Raw genomic sequence first — 18,762 nt, forward strand, 5'->3', positions numbered from 1 at the left:
CAGCCGGGATCAGCCGCCGTCAGCCGGGACAGGTCGGTCGGTAGGGCACCTCGGGCAGGTGCCGGGCCCAGTCCGCGGCCGACAGGCCCCCGTAGCGGGCGCACACCGCCGACGCCGGGTCGCCGGCCGTGGGCGAGCGGGCCAGGTCCAGCGTGAGCACCGTTCCGCCGGCGGCCAGCACGCGGGCCGTACGCCCGTCGCCGGCCAGCACCGCCCGCGCCGGCCGGTCCGCGCCGCCCACCGGCACCTGACGTTCGGCCAGCAGCACGCGGTCGGGGACGCGCCACACCCGCACCCGGTCGTTGTCCGTCCCGGCCAGCAGCCGGCCGTCCGGGCTGAAGCGCAGGTGGCCGGGGGAGGGCCGCAGCCGGGTGCCGAGCACGGGCACGCCGTCCAGGTCGTAGATCTGGATGCCGGTCTCCTCGGCGATGGCCACCCGCTCGCCGTCCGGCGCGAACGTCGTGTACTCCCACGGCATCCGGTCCAGCCACGGCGCGGGCGTGACGCGGTCGCCGCGCCTGATCGCCGAGCGCCGGCCGTCGAACGTCAGCGCCACCCGGTCACCGGGGCCGGCCACCGCGTACTCGCCGACGAAGGCCGCCCGGCGGGCCCGCAGGTCCCAGGCCCACCGCTCGCCCGACTGCCGGGCCGCCGCGAACAGCAGCCCGCCGCCCGGGCTGAACCACGCCGACTGCTCGCCCGGCGCGCCCAGCCCCCTCCCGAACGGCGGCCCCACGCCCTGCCCCGACGCCGTGTCCCACAGGTACGACCGGTCCACGCCGACGAGGGCCAGCGTGCGCCCGTCGGGGGACCAGGCCATCGCCCGCACGCTCTGCTCGGGACCGGCCGTCTCGGCCAGCCGCCGGTGCCCGGGGACGTCGTAGACGCGTACCGTGTCGTCGGTCAGCGCGGCCAGCCGGGAGCCGTCGTCGCTGATCGCGTACAGCGAGCGCGGCCCGGCCTGCGGGTCGGTGAAGACGTCCACGGCCGGGTCGGCGGCCGCCGCCGTCAGCGCCCGCCGCGCCTGCGGCACCCGGGCCAGCCGCCAGGCCGCCAGGCTCAGCCGGCGCGCGGTCACCGGGTCGGCCACCCGCAGCGCCTCGGCCCGCGACGCGGCGACCCTGGCCATCGCCTGCTCCAGCCGCCCTTCGGCGGCCCCGCGCTGCCACACCGCGAGCAGCGCCGCCAGCAGCGCGACCGACAACAGGCCCGACAGCAGCCCGACCATGAGCCGCCGCCGCCTGCGCGCGCCGCCGCGGGCCCGCGCGAGGGCCTCGTCCAGGAAGGTCTGCTCGCCGGGGCTCAGGGTGACCCGCCGCCGCCCGCCGGCCGCCCACGCCATCGCCTGGTCGAGGGGTTCGCCCTGGTAGAGGTCGGACTCGCGGCGCCCGCCCGCCTCCCAGGCGCGCGCCGCCCTGGCCAGCTCCCGGTGCACGGCCAGGCCTTCCCGCTCGCCGTCCAGCCACTCGTGCAGGCGCGGCCAGGCCCGCAGCAACGCCGTGTACGTGATCGTGAGGGATCCGCCGTCGCCGATCGTGAGGATCCCGGCCTTCCCGTACGCCTCCAGCACCCGGTCGATCGCGGCCACCTCGTCGGGGGCGCGTCCGGCGACCAGGTCGTCACGGAGGGCGGGGGCCACGGTGTCGCCGCCGGACTCGTCGAGCCCGACCAGGCGCAGGAAGACCTCGGGCACCAGATCCTGGTCCGCCCGGCAGAGCTGGAGGTAGATGGCCTCGGCGCGGACGCCGAGCGGCGGGTCGTCGACCGGCTCCGGCGGCAGCAGGCGGCCGAGCTGGGACTGCGGGGCGTCGAGCAGGGACATGAGCAGGTGGCGGGCGTCCGGGCGCCGGTCGGGGTCGTCGTGGAGCGCGGCGGCGACCAAGCCGCGTAACAGCCGGTCGAGGCGCTCCCCGTTGCCTAATCGCTCGGTGAGCCCGTACGCGGCGAACAGCAGGACGCGCCCCCACGCCTGGACGTCGTCCGCCGGCCCGGCCTCGGAGTCGGCCAGCCCCAGCCCCACCAGGCGCGGCCCCTCGACGCCTAAGATGATCTTGTCGGGCGTGAGCGACCCGTGCACCGCCCCCGCCTCGTGCACCGCGGCCAGCGCGGTGGCCGTGGCGGCGGCCAGGCGGTAGAGGTCGTCACCGGCGAAGGGGCCGTGCCGCTCGACGACCTGGCGCAGCGTCGGCCCCTCGATGTACTCGCTGACCAGGTACGGCGGATCGCCCTGCGGGCACGCCTCGACCAGTCGCGCCGCGTGCACCGAGCGCACCTGCGGGACCGTCGCGTACGCGCCCGGTCCTGGCAGGTGGAGGGCATGGCGACCGCCCGACTCGTCGTAGGCCTCGCGGACGGTGGTCCGCCCGCCGCCGTCGAGCCGGGCGCCGAGCCAGTAGCCTCCCAGCCGATCAGTCATGCGGGATTAGATGCCGCCTTCCGTTCAGCGGTTCAGTCGAGCCCGGTGCTCCGGCCATTCCTCTTCGAGGATGCCGAAATAGACCGTGTCGCGCCAGGTGCCGTCGGGCCTTCTGCGGTGGCGGCGCAGGGTTCCCTCGTGCACGCCGCCGATGCGCCGGATGGCGGCCTGGGAGCGCAGGTTCAGCACGTCGGTCTTGAGCAGGACCCGGTTGAACCCGAGTCCGAAGGCGTGGTCGAGCAGCAGCAGCTTGCAGTTGGTGTTCACCGCGGTGCGCCAGTGGGCGCGGCCGTACCAGGTCCAGCCGATCTCGACGCTGTCGTCGAAGCCGGGCACGTCGATGTAGGTCGTCCAGCCGCCCGGCCGTCCGGTCTCCTTGGGGATCACCGCGAACGGCACGTGCTGGTCGTCGCCGATGAGCGCGCGGGCCGTCCTGGCCAGGTCCTCCTCGGTGCGCGGGGTGGCGATCGGCAGCCAGCGCCACAGCTCGTCGTCCCCGCCGCCGGCGGCGAACAGGTCGGGGACGTGTTCCAGGGTGAGCGGCTCTAGGCGCACGACGTCGTTCTCCAGCACCACGGGCGCGGGCAGCTTGGCGGTCATGCCGCCACGATAGGCGGCGGTCCCGTCGCAGGTTGACGGCCACCTGGCCCTTTTTGCGGGGAACCACCTGTCGACATCCATACCGGCCGGTCGGTAGGCTCACCGGCATGGACTTCGCCTTCGACACCGTCACCGAGGACCTGCGCGAGCGCCTGCTCCGCTTCATGGACGAATGCGTCTATCCGGCCGAGCCCGCCTTCGAGGAGCAGGCCGCGGCCGCCGGCTGGAGCCCGCCCCCGCTGCTCGACGACCTCAAGGACGAGGCGAGGAAGCGCGGCCTGTGGAACCTGTTCCTGCCCGGGGAGCACGGCGCCGGCCTGACGAACCTCCAGTACGCCCCGCTGGCCGAGATCATGGGCCGCAGCCCCAGCATCGCCCCCACCGCCACCAACTGCGCCGCCCCCGACACCGGCAACATGGAAGTGCTGGCGATGTTCGGCAGTCAGTGGCAGCGCGAGGAGTGGCTGCGCCCGCTGCTCGACGGCGAGATCCGGTCGGCCTTCGCGATGACCGAGCCCGACGTCGCCTCCTCCGACGCCACCAACATCGCCACCTCGATCGTCCGCGACGGCGGCGAGTACGTCATCAACGGCCGCAAGTGGTTCATCTCCGGCGCGATGAACCCCAACTGCAAGATCTTCGTCGTCATGGGCAAGACGAACCCCGACGCGCCCAAGCACCGGCAGCAGAGCATGGTCCTGGTGCCGCGCGACACCCCGGGGCTGCACGTCAAGCGCGGCATGCACGTCTTCGGCTACACCGACGCCGACCACGGCGGCCACGCCGAGGTGATCTTCGAGGACGTGCGCGTACCGGTCGAGAACCTGATCGGCGAGGAGGGCGGCGGCTTCGCCATCGCGCAGGCCAGGCTCGGCCCCGGCCGCATCCACCACTGCATGCGCCTGATCGGCATGGCCGAGCGCGCGGTCGAGCTGATGTGCCGGCGGGCCCTGGCCAGGACGGCGTTCGGCAAGCCGGTCGCCCAGCAGGGCGTGGTCCAGGACTGGATCGCCGAGTCCCGCATCAGGATCGAGCAGTTGCGCCTGCTCGTGCTCAAGACCGCCTGGCTGATGGACACCGTGGGCAACCAGGGCGCCCACACCGAGATCCAGGCCATCAAGATCTCCACCCCGATCACCGTCGAATGGATCCTGGACAAGGCCATCCAGGTGCACGGCGCGGGCGGCGTCTCCCAGGACTTCCCGCTGGCCGCGCTCTGGGCGGGCGCCCGGTCCCTGCGTCTGGCCGACGGCCCCGACGAGGTGCACAAGCGGTCCCTGGCCCATCGCGAGCTGAAGAGGTTCATGTGAACGAAGCGCAGATCAAGGAGCGCGTGCGCGCGTTCCTCGGCGAGCACGACCCCGAGGGGGACCGGCTGGAGTTCCTGCGGGCCAGGTTCGACGCCGGGCTGGCCTGGGTCTGGTTCCCCGAAGGGCTCGGCGGCCTCGGCGCGGCCAGGGAGCTGCAGCAGGTGGTCGAGCACGAGCTGGCCGGCACGCCGCAGATCAACAGCGGCGTCCAGGGCATCGGCCTCGGCATGGCCGCGCCGACGATCCTGGCGTTCGGCACGCCGGAGCAGAAACGACGCTTCCTGCGCCCGCTGTGGACCGGCGAGGAGATCTGGTGCCAGCTCTTCAGCGAGCCCGGCGCCGGCTCCGACCTGGCCACGCTCGCCACCCGCGCGGTCCGCGACGGCGAGGAGTGGGTGGTCGACGGCCAGAAGGTCTGGACGTCGGGCGCCCACCACTCCCGCTGGGCCATCCTGGTCACCCGCACCGACCCGGACGTGCCCAAGCACCGCGGCATGACGTACTTCGTCTGCGACATGCACGCCCCCGGCGTCGAGGTGCGGCCGCTGCGGCAGATCACCGGCGAGGCCGAGTTCAACGAGGTGTTCCTGACCGGCGTGCGGCTCTCCGACGACCTGCGGCTGGGCGAGGTCGGCGACGGCTGGCGGGTCGCGCAGACCACGCTGATGAACGAGCGCGTCGCGATCGGCGGCGCGCCCGTGCGGCGCGGCGGCGGCATGGTCGGCGCGGTGCTGGAAGCCTGGCGCGAGCACCCCGAGCTGCGCACCCACGACCTGCACCAGCGGCTGCTGGCGTTGTGGGTGGAGGCCGAGGTCACCCGCCTGTCCGGGGCCCGGCTGCGCGAGCAGCTCGCCGCCGGCCAGCCCGGCCCCGAGGGCTCGGGCATGAAGTTGTCGTTCGCCAGGCTCAACCAGGCGCTGTCCGGCTTCGACGTCGAGCTCCGCCGCGACCTCGGCTACGACGACTGGACGTTCCGCCGCTCGGAGGACGTCGACTTCTACGGCCGCGGCCCCGGCTACCGCTATTTGCGGGCCAAGGGCAACTCGATCGAGGGCGGCACGTCCGAGATCCTGCGCAACATCATCTCCGAACGGGTGCTCGGCCTGCCCTCCGAGCCCCGCGTCGACAAGGACGTGCCCTGGAAGGACCTGCCGCGATGACTCTGCTCTACTCCGAGGTCGAGGAGGAGCTGCGGGCGGCCGTGCGCGGCCTGCTCGCCGACCGCTGCCCGCCCGCCGCGGTGCTCGGGCGCGTCGAGTCGCAGCCCTACGACCTGGACCTGTGGAAGACGCTGGCGGGCGAGATCGGCGTCGCCGGGCTGCTCGTGCCCGAGGAGCTGGGCGGCGCGGGCGCCTCGGCCAGCGAGGCGGCCGTCGTGCTGGAGGAGCTGGGCCGGGCCGTGGCGCCGGTGCCGTTCCTGACCAGCGCGGTCCTGGCCACCAAGGCGCTGCTGCCCACCGGTGACGCCCTGCTCGGCGAGCTGGCCGAAGGACGCAGGACGGCGGCGCTGGTCGTGTCGTTCGCGGCCTCGCCGTACCGGCCGGGGCGCGGGTCGTCGCTGCGGCTGGCGGACGGGCGGCTGTCCGGCACCGTCACCGGCGTGGCCGGCGCGGACGTGGCCGACGTGCTCCTCGTCCCCTTCGAGGGCAGGCTGTACGAGGCCGAGGGCGCCACCGTGGAGGTCGTGCCCTCGCTCGACCTGACCCGGCCGGTCGCCACCGTCACCCTGTCCGGGGCGCAGGTCCGCGACGTCGGCGCGTGCGACCTGGCCGGCGTGCTGAGGTTCGGGGCCGGGCTGCTGGCCTCCGAGCAGGTCGGCGTGGCCGAGTGGTGCCTCGACACGACGCTCGCCTACGTCAAGGAGCGCCACCAGTTCGCCCGGCCGGTCGGCTCGTTCCAGGCGATCAAGCACCGGCTGGCCGACCTGTGGCTGGACGTCGTCAGGGCCAGGGCCGCCGCCCGCGGCGCGGCCGCCGATCCCGGGGACATCGCGGTCGCGGTGGCGCAGTCGTGGAACGCGGGGGTGGCGGTGCACGCCGCCGAGGAGGCGGTGCAGCTCCACGGCGGGATCGGGATGACCTGGGAGCATCCCGTGCATCTGTATCTCAAGCGCGCCAAGGCCACCGAGATCGCGCTCGGCACGCCCGGCGACCATCGGGAGGCGCTGGCCTCATTCGCCGGCGTCCCCGGCCCCGAGGGAGTTCAGCAGTAGGTCGGCGAAGTGCTTGCCCACCTGGGCGCCGGTCAGCGGCCCGTCCGCGTGGAACCAGGTGCCCAGGTGGTGCACCGAGCCGAAGAAGTAGTCGACGACCAGCTCGGCGGGCACCCGGTCGCTGAGCACGCCGGTGCGCTGCCCCTCGGCCACCAGGTCGCGGAAACGCTCGTGGTAGCGGCGGCGCTCGGCGCGCACGGTCTTCTGCTTCTCGGTCGCGAGCAGGTGCATCGACCGGAAGAAGATCTTGGAGTCGTCGAGGTTGGCGGTCGTGGTCTCCACGACGTCGGCCGCGGCCCGGTGCAGCCGCTCGCGGATCGTGCCGGGGCCGTCGGCGATGCGCGTCAGCCGGTCCATCTGCATGCGGAGCAGGCGGGCGTAGATCTCGTGCAGTAGATCGTCTTTTGAGTCAAAATAGTGGTACATGGCGCCCTTGGTGACGCCGGCCGCCTGGACGATCTCCTGGACCGAGGTCCCCTCGAATCCACGGGCCGCGAACAGCCGGGTCGCCTCGGCGAGCAACCGCTGCCGAACGGGTTCTTCCTTCACATCGTCCCCCTTGTCACCCGCCATAGCATACCGACTGGTCGGTTGACGGTCTTGCAGGTTTTATTTGCGTCACCTTAGGCTCGCCTTGGTTCGTACTTGGGTATGCCTCCGTCCGGCGAGGGATCTTCGGAGTGGCAGATCCTGAGGGTTTCTACTCATTCGGGGAGTTTGCCGTGCCCGGTGGCTCTATCTACGTGCAGCAGGACGAGAAGTACACAGGCTCATCCCCGCAGTGGTGGTACGAGAAGTTCTGGCGCGAGGACGCGCCCAACCGCCGCCGCTCCCGGTACGTCAAGGCAGGCGTGGGCGCGGTGGGCGGCATCCTGCTGGCGCTGCGGTTCGGCTCGGAGTACATGCTGTTCTGGGGGGCCGTCACCGCCGGTCTCGTGGCCGCCGTCGACTGGTACATCGACTGGCGCGCCTTCCGCGCGACGGCCGTCTGGCGCGGCGCCCGGCGCGGTGAGCTGATCACCGGCAGGCTGCTGCGCAGGCAGCTCGCCAGGCGCGGCTACCAGGTGCTCGACGGCCGCGCGATCCGCGACCAGGCCTCCATCGACCACCTCGTGATCGGCCCGACCGGCATCTGGGTCATCGACAACGAGTCCTGGAGCCCCGACACCGAGATCGGCTGCTACAACGGCAGGCTGTTCTTCAGCGAGAAGTACGGCACCAAGTGGGCCAAACCGCTGGTGGACACCGCCGAGGCCTTCGCCGAGCTGCTGACCCGCGAGACCGGGATCGAGGTCACGATCTCGCCCATGCTGGCCGTCCACTGCGGGCTGCTGCCGCGCGGCGGCGTCGTGGTCGGCGAGGGGCTCACGCTGCTCAAGCCGCGCCTGGTGGCCAGGCGCATCAAGGCGGTCGACGGCGTGGTGTTCACCGACGAGCAGGTCGAGCTGCTGGCCCGCACCGCGGCCAGGGAGCTGCAGAAGGTCTGACCGCCGTCAGGCCAGCGTCTCGATGAACGCGGTGAGCTGGGCGACGTTGCGGCACTCGTGCATCTCCACCACGGTGCCGTACTCGCTCGCGACCGAGTCGCCGGTGTCCCACTGCTGCCTGGGCTCGGGGTTGAGCCAGTAGGCGTGGCGGGCCCCCGACGTCAGGCGCCTGAGCACGTCGAGGGCCGGCGGCTGGTAGTTGGATCGGGCGTCGCCGAGGATCAGCAGCGAGGTTCTGGGGCCGATGGCGTCGGAGTGCCGCTCGGCGAAGCCTTCCAGGGCGTGGCCGTAGTTCGTCCGTCCGAAGCGCGACATGTCGGCCTCGTTCGCGAGCCGCGTCATGGCCTCCACGACGTCCGCGCCGGGCACGAAGAAGCGGGTGATCTCGTCCACCCTGTCCACGAACCCGAACGCCCGCACCTTCGTGAACTGCTCCCGCAGCGCGTACGTCAGCAGCAGCGTGAAGTGCGCGAACGACGAGACCGAGTCGCTGGTGTCGCAGAGGATGACCAGCTCCGGCTTGTGCGGCCGGGGCGGTCTGAAGTGCGTGGTCAGCGGCACGCCGCCGCTCTGCAGCGAGGCCCGTACGGTGCGCCGGAAGTCCAGCCGCCCCCTGCGCCCCTTCCTGTGCTTGATCGTCAGCCGCGCGGCCAGCCGCCTGGCCAGCGGATGGACCTCCTTGCGCAGCCTGGCCAGGTCGGCCCTGGTGATGCGGAGGAAGTCGATCTGGTCGAGCGGCGGGCGCACGGCCGAGCGGGCGATGCGCTCGATCCCCGAGTCCTCGGCGATGCGCCGGCGCACGTCGGTGGCCACGGCCTCCTCGAACCGCCTAATGTTGCCGGTGACGCGCTGCCGCACGGTCTTCTCGGCCAGCCCGCCGCGTTCCTGCCCGGCCAGCACGTTCTGCAGGATGCGGGCCATCAGCGTCTCGGGCGACAGGGCACGCAGGACGCTGTAGGAGAACCAGTTCTGGCGGCCCGGCCCGGTGGTCTGCTGGCGGCCGAACCGCTCGACCATGGCCTGGGCGAACTCCCGCAGCTCGCTGTCCGTGCTGCCGGTGAGCAGCTCCGCCAGGCGCTCGCGCAGCTCGTCCACCGGGGCCGTCTGAGGGTCCAGGCGGGCTTCGGCGGGGCGGGGGGCGTACATGCCGGTCGTGGACGACGGGAACCACAGGTCGAACAGCACGTCGAAGCCCGGACGGTAGGCCGGCTTCTTGACCAGCGTGGCCGCGTAGGCGGCGCGCAGCGACTCGCGCTCGCTCAGGTCGATCACCCGCAGCGCGCGGGCCGCGTCGAGCCCCTCGGCGAGCGACACCGGCAGGCCCGCCTCGCGCAGCGCGTGCACGAAACCGACATGCCGGTCCACCAGCGATCCGCGCTCAGGCATCCGGCAGCCCCAGCTCCTTGATCGCCCGCGTCTGGTCGGAGGCGTGCTTGAGCACCACGCCCAGCGTCCCGGCCACCGTCGCCTCGTCCAGCTCCTGGCGGCCGAGGGCCAGCAGCGTGTTGGCCCAGTCGACGGTCTCGGCGACCGACGGCGCCTTCTTCAGCTCCAGCGCCCGCATGGTGGCGACCGTCCTGGCGAGCTGCTCGGCCAGGTCGGCGCGGATGGTGGGCACCTGCGCGAGCACGATGTCGCGCTCCCGCTCCGGCGTCGGGTACTCGATGTGCAGGTAGAGGCAGCGCCGCTTGAGCGCCTCCGACAGCTCGCGGGTGGCGTTGGAGGTCAGCAGCACGAACGGCCGGCGGGTGGCGGCGATCGTGCCCAGCTCGGGGATGGTGACCTGGAAGTCCGACAGCAGCTCCAGCAGCAGGCCCTCGACCTCGACGTCGGCCTTGTCGGTCTCGTCGATGAGCAGCACGGTGGGGGCGGCCGACCTGATCGCCTTCAGCAGCGGGCGTTCGAGCAGGAACTCCTCGGTGAAGATGTCGTCGTCGGCGCTGGTGGCCTGGATGCGGAGCAGCTGCTTCTTGTAGTTCCACTCGTACAGCGCGCGGGCCTCGTCGAGACCTTCGTAACACTGGAGGCGGACCAGCTCCGAGCCGGTCGCCTGGGCCACGGCCTTGGCGAGCTGCGTCTTGCCCACCCCGGCGGGCCCCTCGACCAGCAGCGGCTTGCCCAGCGCGGCGGCGAGGAACACCGAGGTGGAGATGGCGTCGTCGGAGAGGTAGTCCACGGCGGCGAGCCGCGCCGTCACGTCGGCGGGCGAGTCGAACATCGATGCTCCCTGTCTGCAGGCCGAACTTTATTCTAGCGGCAGGAGCTCGACCCAGGTCGATTCGACCAACATGCGGATCACCGGTATATTCCTCTCTGCAAGCGCCGCTAGCTCAGTTGGTTAGAGCAGCTGACTCTTAATCAGCGGGTCCGGGGTTCGAGTCCCTGGCGGCGCACCGCACGAAAGCCCCAGTTCAGTAGGCTGAGCTGGGGCTTTCGCGTTTTCCCGCAGCTCCGTGAGCTGCTGCTTCCCCGGCCCGTTATGCAATCTTTGCTTGCGGCCACAAGGAAGCTGCGTAATATGAACGTTCATATCGCTTCACCTTGTTATCCCCGGTCAGCAGCACACTCCCCCCTTCGTCATGCCTAGACGGGCCCGCCAGAGGATATGAACGTTCAAATTTTCGCAGAGCCGTCCGGCTACCTCGACTTCGCCCGGCTGGGGCCGCTCTCCCACGCGGTCGCGGCGGTCCTGGCCGAGTCGGCCCGCCGCCGCGTCGGCGACATGCCGCTGGCCTGGTTCGAGGAGCAGGTCGCGCGCACGCGCTCGGCCGCGGCGCGGCTGCTGGGGGCGGCCGAGCACGAAGTGGCGTTCCTCTCCTCCACCAGCCACGGGCTGTTCGCCGCCGCCGCCGCGCTGCCCGGAGAGGGCGTGGTGCTGCTGCCCCGGGGGGAGTTCCCCGCGAACGTCTACCCCTGGCTGCGGTTCGCGGGACGCGGCGGGCTCCGGGTGCGGTGGATCGACGAAGCGCGCCTCACCCCACAGGTGCTGGCCGAGCACCTGGACGCGTCGGTGCGGGCACTCTCGGTCAGCGCGGTCGACGCGCTCACCGGCTACCCGGCGCCGCTGGGCGCGCTGAAGGAGGTGCTCGGGCCGGGACGCGTGCTCGTCGTGGACGCGATCCAGGGGCTGGGCGTCGTGCCGCTGGAGGTGGAGGCCGCCGACGTGCTGGTCTGCGGCGGGCAGAAGTGGCTGCGCGCCGGATGGGGGGCGGCTCTCTTCCTGGCCCGCGACCGCGTCGCCGGGCTGATGGCGCCAGGACTCGGCGGGTGGTCGGGGGTCGAGGACCCGCTGGCGGGGCCCGCGCCCCGGCCGCCGCTCGCGGGAGCGGCCGCGCACACGATGACCAATCCCGACTGGTCCGCCGTGGCCGCCCTGGGCGTCGCGATCGAGCTGGTCCTGGAGGCCGGCGTCGCGGAGATCGGCCGCAGGACGGCCGATCGGCTGGGTGAGCTGCTCGACACGGCCCGCGCCGCCGGGGCACGGGTGCTGCTGGACGCGCCCGCCGGCGCCGGCGGACCGGCGCCGCCCGGCGCCGGCCGTGGCACCGCGGAGTGGAGCGGGATCGGGTCCTTCACGATGCCCGGCCAGGATCCGGCGGCCGTCCATGCCGCGCTGGCCGCCGCCGGGCTCACCACGACTCTGCGGGGCGAGTGGATCCGTCTGTCGCCCCACGCCACCACCTCGGGCGAGGCCGTACAGCGTCTGGCCGCCGCCCTGCACCCCCCGAGAAAGGAATCATCATGAACCGACCTCTCGTCACGGTCGTCTCCGCGACTCTCGCCCTGGCCGTCACGGCCTGCGGCGGCGGGGGCGGGAGCGACCAGACGTCCACCGGTCCCGTGAAGATCACGGTCTGGAGCTGGAAGCCCGCCTCCGACGGGCTGGTCTCGGTGGCCAAGGACTTCGAGCAGGCGAACCCCGGCATCAAGGTCGACGTCCAGGTGGTCGGCAACCCCGCGATCTGGGAGAAGATCACGGTGGGGATGGCCGCGGGAGGCAAGGGCTTGGGGGACGTCCTGCACATCGGCATCGACTACCTGCCCGGATACATGGAGAAGTTCCCCGGCGGGCTGGCGGACCTGAGCGAGCTGGGCGCCGACAAGTACAAGGACGCCTTCGCCAAGGGGCTGTGGCCGACGGTCACCGGCAAGGACGGCAAGGCGTACGCGATGCCGTGGGAGGTCAACCCGGTCGGCTTCTTCTACCGTTCGGACCTGTTCGACAAGGCGGGCATCGACTCGGCGGCGATCAGGACCTGGGACGACGCGATCGAGGCGGGCAAGAAGCTCAAGGAGAAGACGGGCGCCTATCTGATCGGCCTGAACAAGCCGGCGGCCGGCAGCGTGGACATGGACCTCTTCCAGTCGCTGCTGCAGCAGCAGGGCGCCTTCTACTTCGACCGTCAGGGAGAGGTCACGCTCTCCTCGGCGCCCGCCGTGCAGGCGATGACCCTGATCAAGAAGATGAACGACGCCGGGATCGTCGCCGACACCTCCGGCGAGGGCACGCGGAAGAAGCTGATCAGCGAGAACAAGGTCGCGGTGCTGCCGTGGGCGGCCTGGGCGGTCGGCTACATCCCCGAGATGTGGCCGGAGCAGAAGGGGCTCTGGCGCGTCATGCAGCCGCCGGCCGTCGTGCCGGGCGGCAAGCGCACCGCGATCGTCAACTCCACGTACCTGTCGGTCTCCGGGACCAGCCCGCACAAGGCGGAGGCGTTCAAGTTCCTGGAGTACGCGCTGACCAGGCCCGAGGTCGTCAACAAGGCGTTCAAGGACGGCGGGGTCTTCCCCGCCCTGAACGCCGCCTACGCCGACCCGCGCTTCACCGCCAAGACGGACTACTACGGCGGGCAGCCCGCCCTCAAGACCTTCGTGGACGCGCTGGGCGAGGGCGCGGACGCCACCTACTACTCCGGCGACTACGCCCGCGCGCTGAAGATCGCCAGTGACGCGCAGACCCAGGTCCTGCTGAAGGGCGCCGACCCCGCCGCCGCGCTGAGCCAGGCGGCCCAGCAGCTGTCCCAGCAGTCCGGCAGGAAGCTCGCGGGATGACCGGCCGCCTGCTCACCAGGAGAAACGTTCCGTACTTCCTGGTGCTGCCCGCGCTGCTCGGCTTCGTCTGCTTCAAGGCCTATCCGATCCTGGCGGCGGCCTACATCAGCCTGACGACCGGCGCCGGGGCGGCGCGTTCCTTCGCCGGACTGGACAACTACGTCAGGCTGGTGAACGACCCGCTGTTCTGGACGTCGTTGTGGAACACCGCGCTGATCCTCGTCGTCCAGGTCCCGATCATGCTGATCCTCGCGCTGCTGCTGGCGCTGGGCCTCAACTCCAGGCTCGTACGGCTGCGCGCCCTGTGGCGGCTCGGCGTCTTCATGCCCTCGCTGACCGGCCTGGTCGCCTACGGCGTGATGTTCTCGGTGATCCTCAGCAAGGACTCCGGCCTGCTCAACTGGCTGCTCGGCCTCTTCGGCGTCAGCCCGATCGACTGGCTGGGCAGCCCCTTCTGGGCGCGAATCGCCATCGTCATCGCGCTGACCTGGCACTACTGCGGCTACAACGCGGTGATCTACCTGGCCGGGCTGCAGAGCATCGCGAAGGAGCTGTACGAGGCGGCGATGGTCGACGGCGCGGGAGCGGTCCGCCGCTTCTGGTCGATCACCGTCCCGCAACTGCGGCCGATCCTGCTGCTGACGATCGTGTTGTCGGCGATCGGCACGCTGCAGCTGTTCGACGAGCCGTTCGTGCTCACCGGCGGCGGCCCGGACAACTCCACCCTGACGATCTCCCTCTACCTGTACCAGAACGGCTTCCGCTACTTCGACTTCGGTTACGCCTCGGCGATCGCCTACGCGCTCACGCTGATCGTGGCCGGCTTCGGGCTGGTGCAGCTCAAGCTCACCGGAGGCAGGAAATGAAGGGCTGGCTGCTGACCTTCGCGCTCGCGGCGTGCTTCGCCCTGTGCGTCGGCCCGTTCTACTGGCTGACCATGGCGGCCACGCACGCCAACGCCGACATCTTCGGCGCCACGCCCACGTTCTCGCCGGGCGACCAGCTCGGAGCGAACACCGCGAAGCTGGAGGAGTCCATCGGCCTGCTGCACGTGCTGGGGAACACGCTGCTCGTGGCGACCGTCCAGACGTCGATCGCGCTGGTCGTGGCGTTGCTGGCGGGCTACGCGTTCGCCAAGTTCGAGTTCCGTGGCAGGAACGCCTTCTTCGTCCTGCTGCTGTCGACGCTGGTGATCCCGGGCGGCGTCACCATCATCCCGATCTTCGAGATGATGAACGACCTCGGGCTGATCGACACCTTCCCGGCGCTCATCCTGCCGAACCTGACCGTCCCGTTCGGGATCTTCCTCATCCGGCAGTCGCTGCAGGCCGTCCCCGACGAGTTGCTGGACGCGGCGCGCGTGGACGGGGCGGGGGAGCTCCGGGTGTTGTGGCGGGTGGTGGTGCCGGTCATGCGGCCCGCGCTCGCGGCGTTGGCGGTCTTCCTGTTCCTCGGCGCGTGGAACGACTTCCTGTGGCCGCTGATCGCGCTGCGCACGCCCGGGATGTTCACCCTGCCGGTCGCGCTGGCCACCCTCCAGGGGCTGGCCAGGACCGACTTCGGCCAGGTCATGGTGGGCACCGCGATCTCCGCGCTGCCCATGATGATCCTCTTTCTCGTCCTTCAGAAACAGTTCATCTCCGGCCTGCTGGCCGGGGCCACGAAAGGTTGACCATGCAGATCTGGGAGCCGCACGCCCTCGGGGAGACGACCGTCGTCCGCGCGGGCGAGGTCGAGGTGGCGATAGCCGGTACGGAGGCGATCACGGTCACCCCGGTCGCGCCGGACGTCTGGCTGATCGACGCCCCCGAAGGGACCGCGGCGCAGTGGAGACTGCCGTGCGTCGACGCCGCGGCCTTCTGGACGCCGGGCTCGGGCACCCGCTGGATCCCGCCGATCTGGAGCTCTGCGACGGCGGCCGGGCTGGTCTCCGGCGCGCCCGTCGTCAGCCTTGTCGGCACGGCGGGGGCCAACCTGTGCACGGTGGCCCTGGCCTCGGTGACCGGCAGCTTCACCGGCGGCGTGATCGAGGAGACCGGCGAGTTCGTCTTCACCGTGCAGAACGAGGGGCTGCGGATCCGGCTGGACCTGTCGGACCGGCAGTTCTCCGCGGCGCTGACCGAGGTCGCCGGATGGTGGCAGGAGGGCCGCGACCTCCCGCCCACGCCGCGTCAGGCCAGGCTGCCCGTGTACTCGACCTGGTACAGCATGCACCAGGAGGTCTCGCGGGAGTCGGTGGAGCTCCAGGCCAGGCTGGCGAAGGAGCTGGGCTGCGCCACGATGATCGTGGACGACGGGTGGCAGACGGCCGACCGGTCGCGGGGGTACGCCTTCTGCGGCGACTGGGAGCCCAACATCTCCGGCATCCGGCAGCACATCCAGAAGGTCCAGAACGACGGCATGGCCTACCTGCTGTGGTACGCGCTGCCGTTCGTGGGCAAGCACAACGCCGCGTTCGAGCGTTTCGAGGGGAAGTTCCTGCGCTACCTCGACCACATGGACGCGGCCGTCCTCGACCCGCGTCACCCCGAGGTGCGCACGTTCCTCGTCGGCAAGCTGGCGCGAGCGGTGGAGGAGTGGGGCGCGGACGGCCTGAAGATCGACTTCGTCGACCGTTTCGGCACCGACGAAGGGGTGGCCGAGCTGCTGCGCGAGCTCGACGTCAGGCTCCGGGCGGCGAAGCCGGACGTGCTCATCGAGCACCGCCAGCCGTACACGAGCCCGGGTCTGTGGCCGTACGCGAACATGGTCAGGGCGGTGGACTGCCCGCTCAGCCCGCAGGAGAACCGGCAGCGGACGATCGACCTGCGGCTGACCGCCGGACCTCAGGCCGTGCACTCGGACATGATCCTCTGGCATCCGGACGAGTCCGCCGAGCAGGTCGCGGTACACCTGATCAACGTGCTCTTCTCGGTGCCGCAGATCTCCGTGGACCTGGCGGCCCAGCGGCCCGACCAGCTCGCCGCCATCCGGTTCTGGCTGGGCGTCTTCCGCAGCCACCTGGCCACGCTGCAGCTCGGCGTGCTGGAACCGCACGGGGTCGAGCACGGATACCCGCTGGTGCGGGCCTACAGTGAGGAGAGCGAGGTCGTGGCCCGGTACGCTGCCCTGCCTGTGGACGTGCCGGAGACCGCAGAGCTGCTCGTGGCCAACGCCGCCCCCGACACCCGCGTCGTCCTGTACGGGCGGGGTGTCGCGACGGCCGAGGTCCGCGACTGCGGCGGGCGGCTCGTGAGCGAGAGCGAGCTGCGCTTCACCTGCGGCGCGAGCGTGGTCGAGGTACCCGTGGGGGGCCTGCTGACGGTGAGGAGAGACTGAGTGGCGGCACGCCGTGGGATCACCATCGAGGACGTCGCCCGCGCGGCCGGCGTGTCCCGCCAGACGATCTCCAACGCGCTCAACGCTCCCCAGCGGCTCAAGCCGGAGACGCTGGAACGGGTGACCCGGCTGATCGAGGAGCTCGGCTACCGGCCCGACCAGTCGGCGCGCAGCCTCAAGTCGGGCACCAGGCGCATCATCGCCTACCCGACGCCGGTGGACGACCCCGCCAACCCCAACCCGCTGATGGGCGGGTTCCTGGAGGCCGTGGTGGCCTCGGCCGGCGAGGTCGGCTACCGGATCCTGCTGCTGCGGCCGCGCCCGGGCCAGAGTCAGGAACAGGCGCTGGACGAGGTGATCGCGGCCCGCACCGTGGACGCCTTCCTGCTGTCGGACGTCATGCGCGACGACCCCAGAGTCGCGCACCTGACCGAGGCGGGGTTCCCGTTCGCCGCGTTCGGCAGGACGATGCCGGACCAGCCGCAGTCGTGGGTGGACGTCGACAGCGTTCAGGCGGTCATCGAGCTGGTCGGGCTGCTGGCCGCCAGGGGGCATCGGCGCGTGGCCTTCCTGGCCTCCGTCGGCGCGCAACCGTGGATGGAGGACCGCAGAGAGGGCTTCCGCGCCGGCGTCCGCAGGCACGGCCTGGTGGGGCAGGAGTTCTCCGCGCCGGGCGACGGCCCAGCGGAGCTCGTCACGGTCACCCGTGAGCTGCTGCGCGGCCGCAACCGCCCGACGGCCGTCGTGGCCGCCGGCGACTGGCTCGCGCTCGGCGTCTACGCCGCGGCCAGGGAGGAGGGCATCGAGATCGGCGCCGACCTCGCTCTGGCCGCCTTCGACGACCTTCCCCTCACCGCGTTCCTCCATCCCGCCCTGACCACGGTACGGCTGCCGCTCCAGCGCATCGCGCGGGCGCTGATCGGCCGGCTGATCCAGACGGTGGAGGACGGCGCGACCCCTCAGGCGGGGCTGCTGCTGCCCGGGGAGCTGGTGATCCGTCCCAGCATCGGCCCATGATGCGCATCGGCTCGGCCAGCTCCGAGCTGGTCGCGATGTTCGAGTGGGCCCGGGCGAAGGCGCTGCGCCTGCGGCACGAGGGCGGCTCGCAGGGCCCCGTCGACGTCGACGAGCACCGGCCCGAGGGGACGGGACAGGGCCGCTACCTGCCCTCCTACTGGGCGGGTTACGCACACCGCAGCGGCTTCTACGCCCGTGACTTCGCCCACCAGATCGTCGGCGCGCACCTGCTCGGCATGGCCGAGGCCAACCTCACCATGCTGCGCTGCTTCGCCGCCTCGGCCACCCCCGAGCACGGCTTCCACCCGGTGTGGGCGTTCAACTTCGACGGCTCCTACCTGTCCATCGACTACCGAGGCCCCGGCTCCTTCGTCCGCGAGCTGCCCGCGGTGTACGAGCTGGTGGAGAAGGCATGGGCCGCCTACCGATGGACCTGGGACCGCGCCTACGTCGAGGATCCCGTGCTGTGGTCCTACTACCGCAACGCGCTGACGGAGATCGTGCCGCGGGCCACCGGAAAAGGCATCTTCCAGGGCGTGGCCAGCTACAACGAGCTGGCCGGCGAGCACCTGGCGGAGGCGGGGGACTCCGTCGGCTCCCGGTACCAGGCGTACCTGGCGATGAGCGCCCTGAGCCGGGCCCGCGGCCTGGACGGCGAGGACTTCGCCGGCCGGGCCGCCGAGCTGAGGCGGCACTTCAACGAGGTCTGGAGCGTCGGCGAGAACCCCGCGGACCTGGTGCGCGGCTACACCGTGGACGGCGCCCCCGTCACCGGATGGGGCTGTGAGAACAGCTGGTTCATGCCGCTCAAGGACCTCATCGAGCCAGGTCCGCGCAACGAGGCCTACCTCGACTTCATCGACGGCCAAGCCGCCGGCCCCGAGCGTCCCCGCAACATCGAGGCCTACACGTACCTGCCCGACACCTTCTTCCGTCACGACAGGAACGCGGCCGCCTGGCGCTGGATGCGGCACGTCTTCGACCGGCGTGCGGAACCGCACGTCGCGGGCGGCCTCAACGGCGACTACCCGGAGGTGTCCTTCACTCTCGTCAGCCAGGTCGTCGAGGGCCTGCTCGGCGTCACACCCGACGTGAACGCCGTGACCACGCTGTCCCGCCTGCCCGACGACATCGCCTGGGCCGAGGTCTCGGGCATCCCCGTGGGCGACGGCACGATCACCGTCCGGCACGACGGCAGGACCGCCACCACGCTCACCAACACCTCCAGCGACACCACCTACCGCTGGCAGGCCCGCTTCCCGGACGCCCCCGCCGTGGTCACGCACGTCGCACCGGGACAGAGCGCCCAGGTCACCGCTGCCGGCCGTCCAGGGTGAGAGCCGGCTCGGC

The 18,762-nt window shown here is 71.7% G+C and carries 16 protein-coding genes and 1 tRNA gene; 12 read left to right on the top strand and 5 right to left on the bottom strand.

Going from position 1 to position 18,762, the window contains the following annotated elements:
• Window positions 1–19: 19 nt before the first annotated feature.
• Both ACFYYW_RS35700 and ACFYYW_RS35705 read right to left on the bottom strand, forming a co-directional pair.
• A complete protein-coding gene (locus ACFYYW_RS35700) occupies window positions 20–2,416 on the bottom strand; it encodes a hypothetical protein (RefSeq protein ID WP_387655537.1) in 2,397 nt (798 codons plus the stop codon).
• A gap of 24 nt (window positions 2,417–2,440) precedes the next feature.
• Window positions 2,441–3,016: a GNAT family protein gene (locus ACFYYW_RS35705; RefSeq protein ID WP_352319560.1), complete on the bottom strand. Its 576-nt coding sequence runs from the start codon at window positions 3,014–3,016 to the stop codon at window positions 2,441–2,443.
• 107 nt (window positions 3,017–3,123) lie between these two features.
• Here ACFYYW_RS35705 and ACFYYW_RS35710 point away from each other — a divergent pair, with 107 nt between their 5' ends.
• Genes ACFYYW_RS35710 through ACFYYW_RS35720 form a run of 3 tightly spaced genes read left to right on the top strand, consistent with a single transcriptional unit; the run spans window position 3,124 to window position 6,538 of the window.
• Entirely contained in the window at window positions 3,124–4,326 is a 1,203-nt protein-coding gene (locus ACFYYW_RS35710; RefSeq protein WP_387655540.1) for an acyl-CoA dehydrogenase family protein, read from the top strand.
• Entirely contained in the window at window positions 4,323–5,486 is a 1,164-nt protein-coding gene (locus tag ACFYYW_RS35715; RefSeq protein WP_387655543.1) for an acyl-CoA dehydrogenase family protein, read from the top strand. The genes ACFYYW_RS35710 and ACFYYW_RS35715 overlap by 4 nt, the downstream gene beginning before the upstream one ends.
• Window positions 5,483–6,538 (top strand): acyl-CoA dehydrogenase family protein, encoded by a 1,056-nt coding sequence (locus ACFYYW_RS35720; RefSeq protein ID WP_387655546.1) that lies wholly within the window; start codon window positions 5,483–5,485, stop codon window positions 6,536–6,538. Before ACFYYW_RS35715 ends, ACFYYW_RS35720 begins: the two co-directional genes overlap by 4 nt.
• Here the strand turns inward: ACFYYW_RS35720 and ACFYYW_RS35725 are convergent.
• A complete protein-coding gene (locus ACFYYW_RS35725) occupies window positions 6,497–7,111 on the bottom strand; it encodes a TetR/AcrR family transcriptional regulator (RefSeq protein ID WP_387655549.1) in 615 nt (204 codons plus the stop codon). The two genes, ACFYYW_RS35720 and ACFYYW_RS35725, sit on opposite strands and share 42 nt — an antisense overlap.
• Window positions 7,112–7,260: 149 nt before the next feature.
• Between ACFYYW_RS35725 and ACFYYW_RS35730 the strand changes: the two genes are divergently transcribed.
• Window positions 7,261–8,025 (top strand): nuclease-related domain-containing protein, encoded by a 765-nt coding sequence (locus ACFYYW_RS35730; protein ID WP_352319568.1) that lies wholly within the window; start codon window positions 7,261–7,263, stop codon window positions 8,023–8,025.
• A 6-nt stretch (window positions 8,026–8,031) separates the two neighbouring features.
• Here ACFYYW_RS35730 and ACFYYW_RS35735 read toward each other — a convergent pair whose 3' ends face one another.
• Both ACFYYW_RS35735 and ACFYYW_RS35740 read right to left on the bottom strand, forming a co-directional pair.
• Window positions 8,032–9,411: a VWA domain-containing protein gene (locus ACFYYW_RS35735; RefSeq protein ID WP_364412518.1), complete on the bottom strand. Its 1,380-nt coding sequence runs from the start codon at window positions 9,409–9,411 to the stop codon at window positions 8,032–8,034.
• Complete coding sequence (locus ACFYYW_RS35740; protein ID WP_352319572.1) at window positions 9,404–10,243, bottom strand: MoxR family ATPase; 840 nt, start codon at window positions 10,241–10,243, stop codon at window positions 9,404–9,406. Before ACFYYW_RS35740 ends, ACFYYW_RS35735 begins: the two co-directional genes overlap by 8 nt.
• 101 nt (window positions 10,244–10,344) lie before the next feature.
• On the opposite strand from ACFYYW_RS35740, the gene ACFYYW_RS35745 reads away from it, so the two are divergent.
• The 8 genes from ACFYYW_RS35745 (at window position 10,345) to ACFYYW_RS35780 (ending at window position 18,749) form a co-directional block, all read left to right on the top strand.
• Window positions 10,345–10,418: transfer RNA gene (locus tag ACFYYW_RS35745), tRNA-Lys, on the top strand.
• A gap of 212 nt (window positions 10,419–10,630) precedes the next feature.
• The gene (locus ACFYYW_RS35750) at window positions 10,631–11,770 is read left to right on the top strand and encodes an aminotransferase class V-fold PLP-dependent enzyme (protein WP_387655553.1); all 1,140 of its coding nucleotides are present in this window, start codon (window positions 10,631–10,633) and stop codon (window positions 11,768–11,770) included.
• Window positions 11,767–13,077, top strand: a complete 1,311-nt coding sequence (locus tag ACFYYW_RS35755; RefSeq protein ID WP_387655556.1) for an ABC transporter substrate-binding protein — start codon at window positions 11,767–11,769, stop codon at window positions 13,075–13,077. Before ACFYYW_RS35750 ends, ACFYYW_RS35755 begins: the two co-directional genes overlap by 4 nt.
• Window positions 13,074–13,943 carry a sugar ABC transporter permease gene (locus tag ACFYYW_RS35760; protein ID WP_364412512.1) on the top strand — a complete coding sequence of 290 codons (870 nt, stop codon included), beginning with the start codon at window positions 13,074–13,076 and terminating at the stop codon, window positions 13,941–13,943. The genes ACFYYW_RS35755 and ACFYYW_RS35760 overlap by 4 nt, the downstream gene beginning before the upstream one ends.
• Window positions 13,940–14,749, top strand: coding sequence for a carbohydrate ABC transporter permease (locus ACFYYW_RS35765; RefSeq protein WP_352319580.1), 810 nt, complete (start codon window positions 13,940–13,942; stop codon window positions 14,747–14,749). The genes ACFYYW_RS35760 and ACFYYW_RS35765 overlap by 4 nt, the downstream gene beginning before the upstream one ends.
• 2 nt (window positions 14,750–14,751) lie before the next feature.
• Window positions 14,752–16,395 (top strand): glycoside hydrolase family 36 protein, encoded by a 1,644-nt coding sequence (locus tag ACFYYW_RS35770; RefSeq protein WP_387655560.1) that lies wholly within the window; start codon window positions 14,752–14,754, stop codon window positions 16,393–16,395.
• Window positions 16,396–17,412 (top strand): LacI family DNA-binding transcriptional regulator, encoded by a 1,017-nt coding sequence (locus ACFYYW_RS35775; RefSeq protein WP_364412506.1) that lies wholly within the window; start codon window positions 16,396–16,398, stop codon window positions 17,410–17,412.
• A complete protein-coding gene (locus tag ACFYYW_RS35780; RefSeq protein ID WP_387655563.1) occupies window positions 17,409–18,749 on the top strand; it encodes a hypothetical protein in 1,341 nt (446 codons plus the stop codon). Before ACFYYW_RS35775 ends, ACFYYW_RS35780 begins: the two co-directional genes overlap by 4 nt.
• Window positions 18,750–18,762 lie beyond the last annotated feature (13 nt).

The organism is Nonomuraea sp. NPDC001831 (genome assembly GCF_042892035.1).
In the GTDB taxonomy this organism is placed as follows: Bacteria; Actinomycetota; Actinomycetes; order Streptosporangiales; family Streptosporangiaceae; genus Nonomuraea.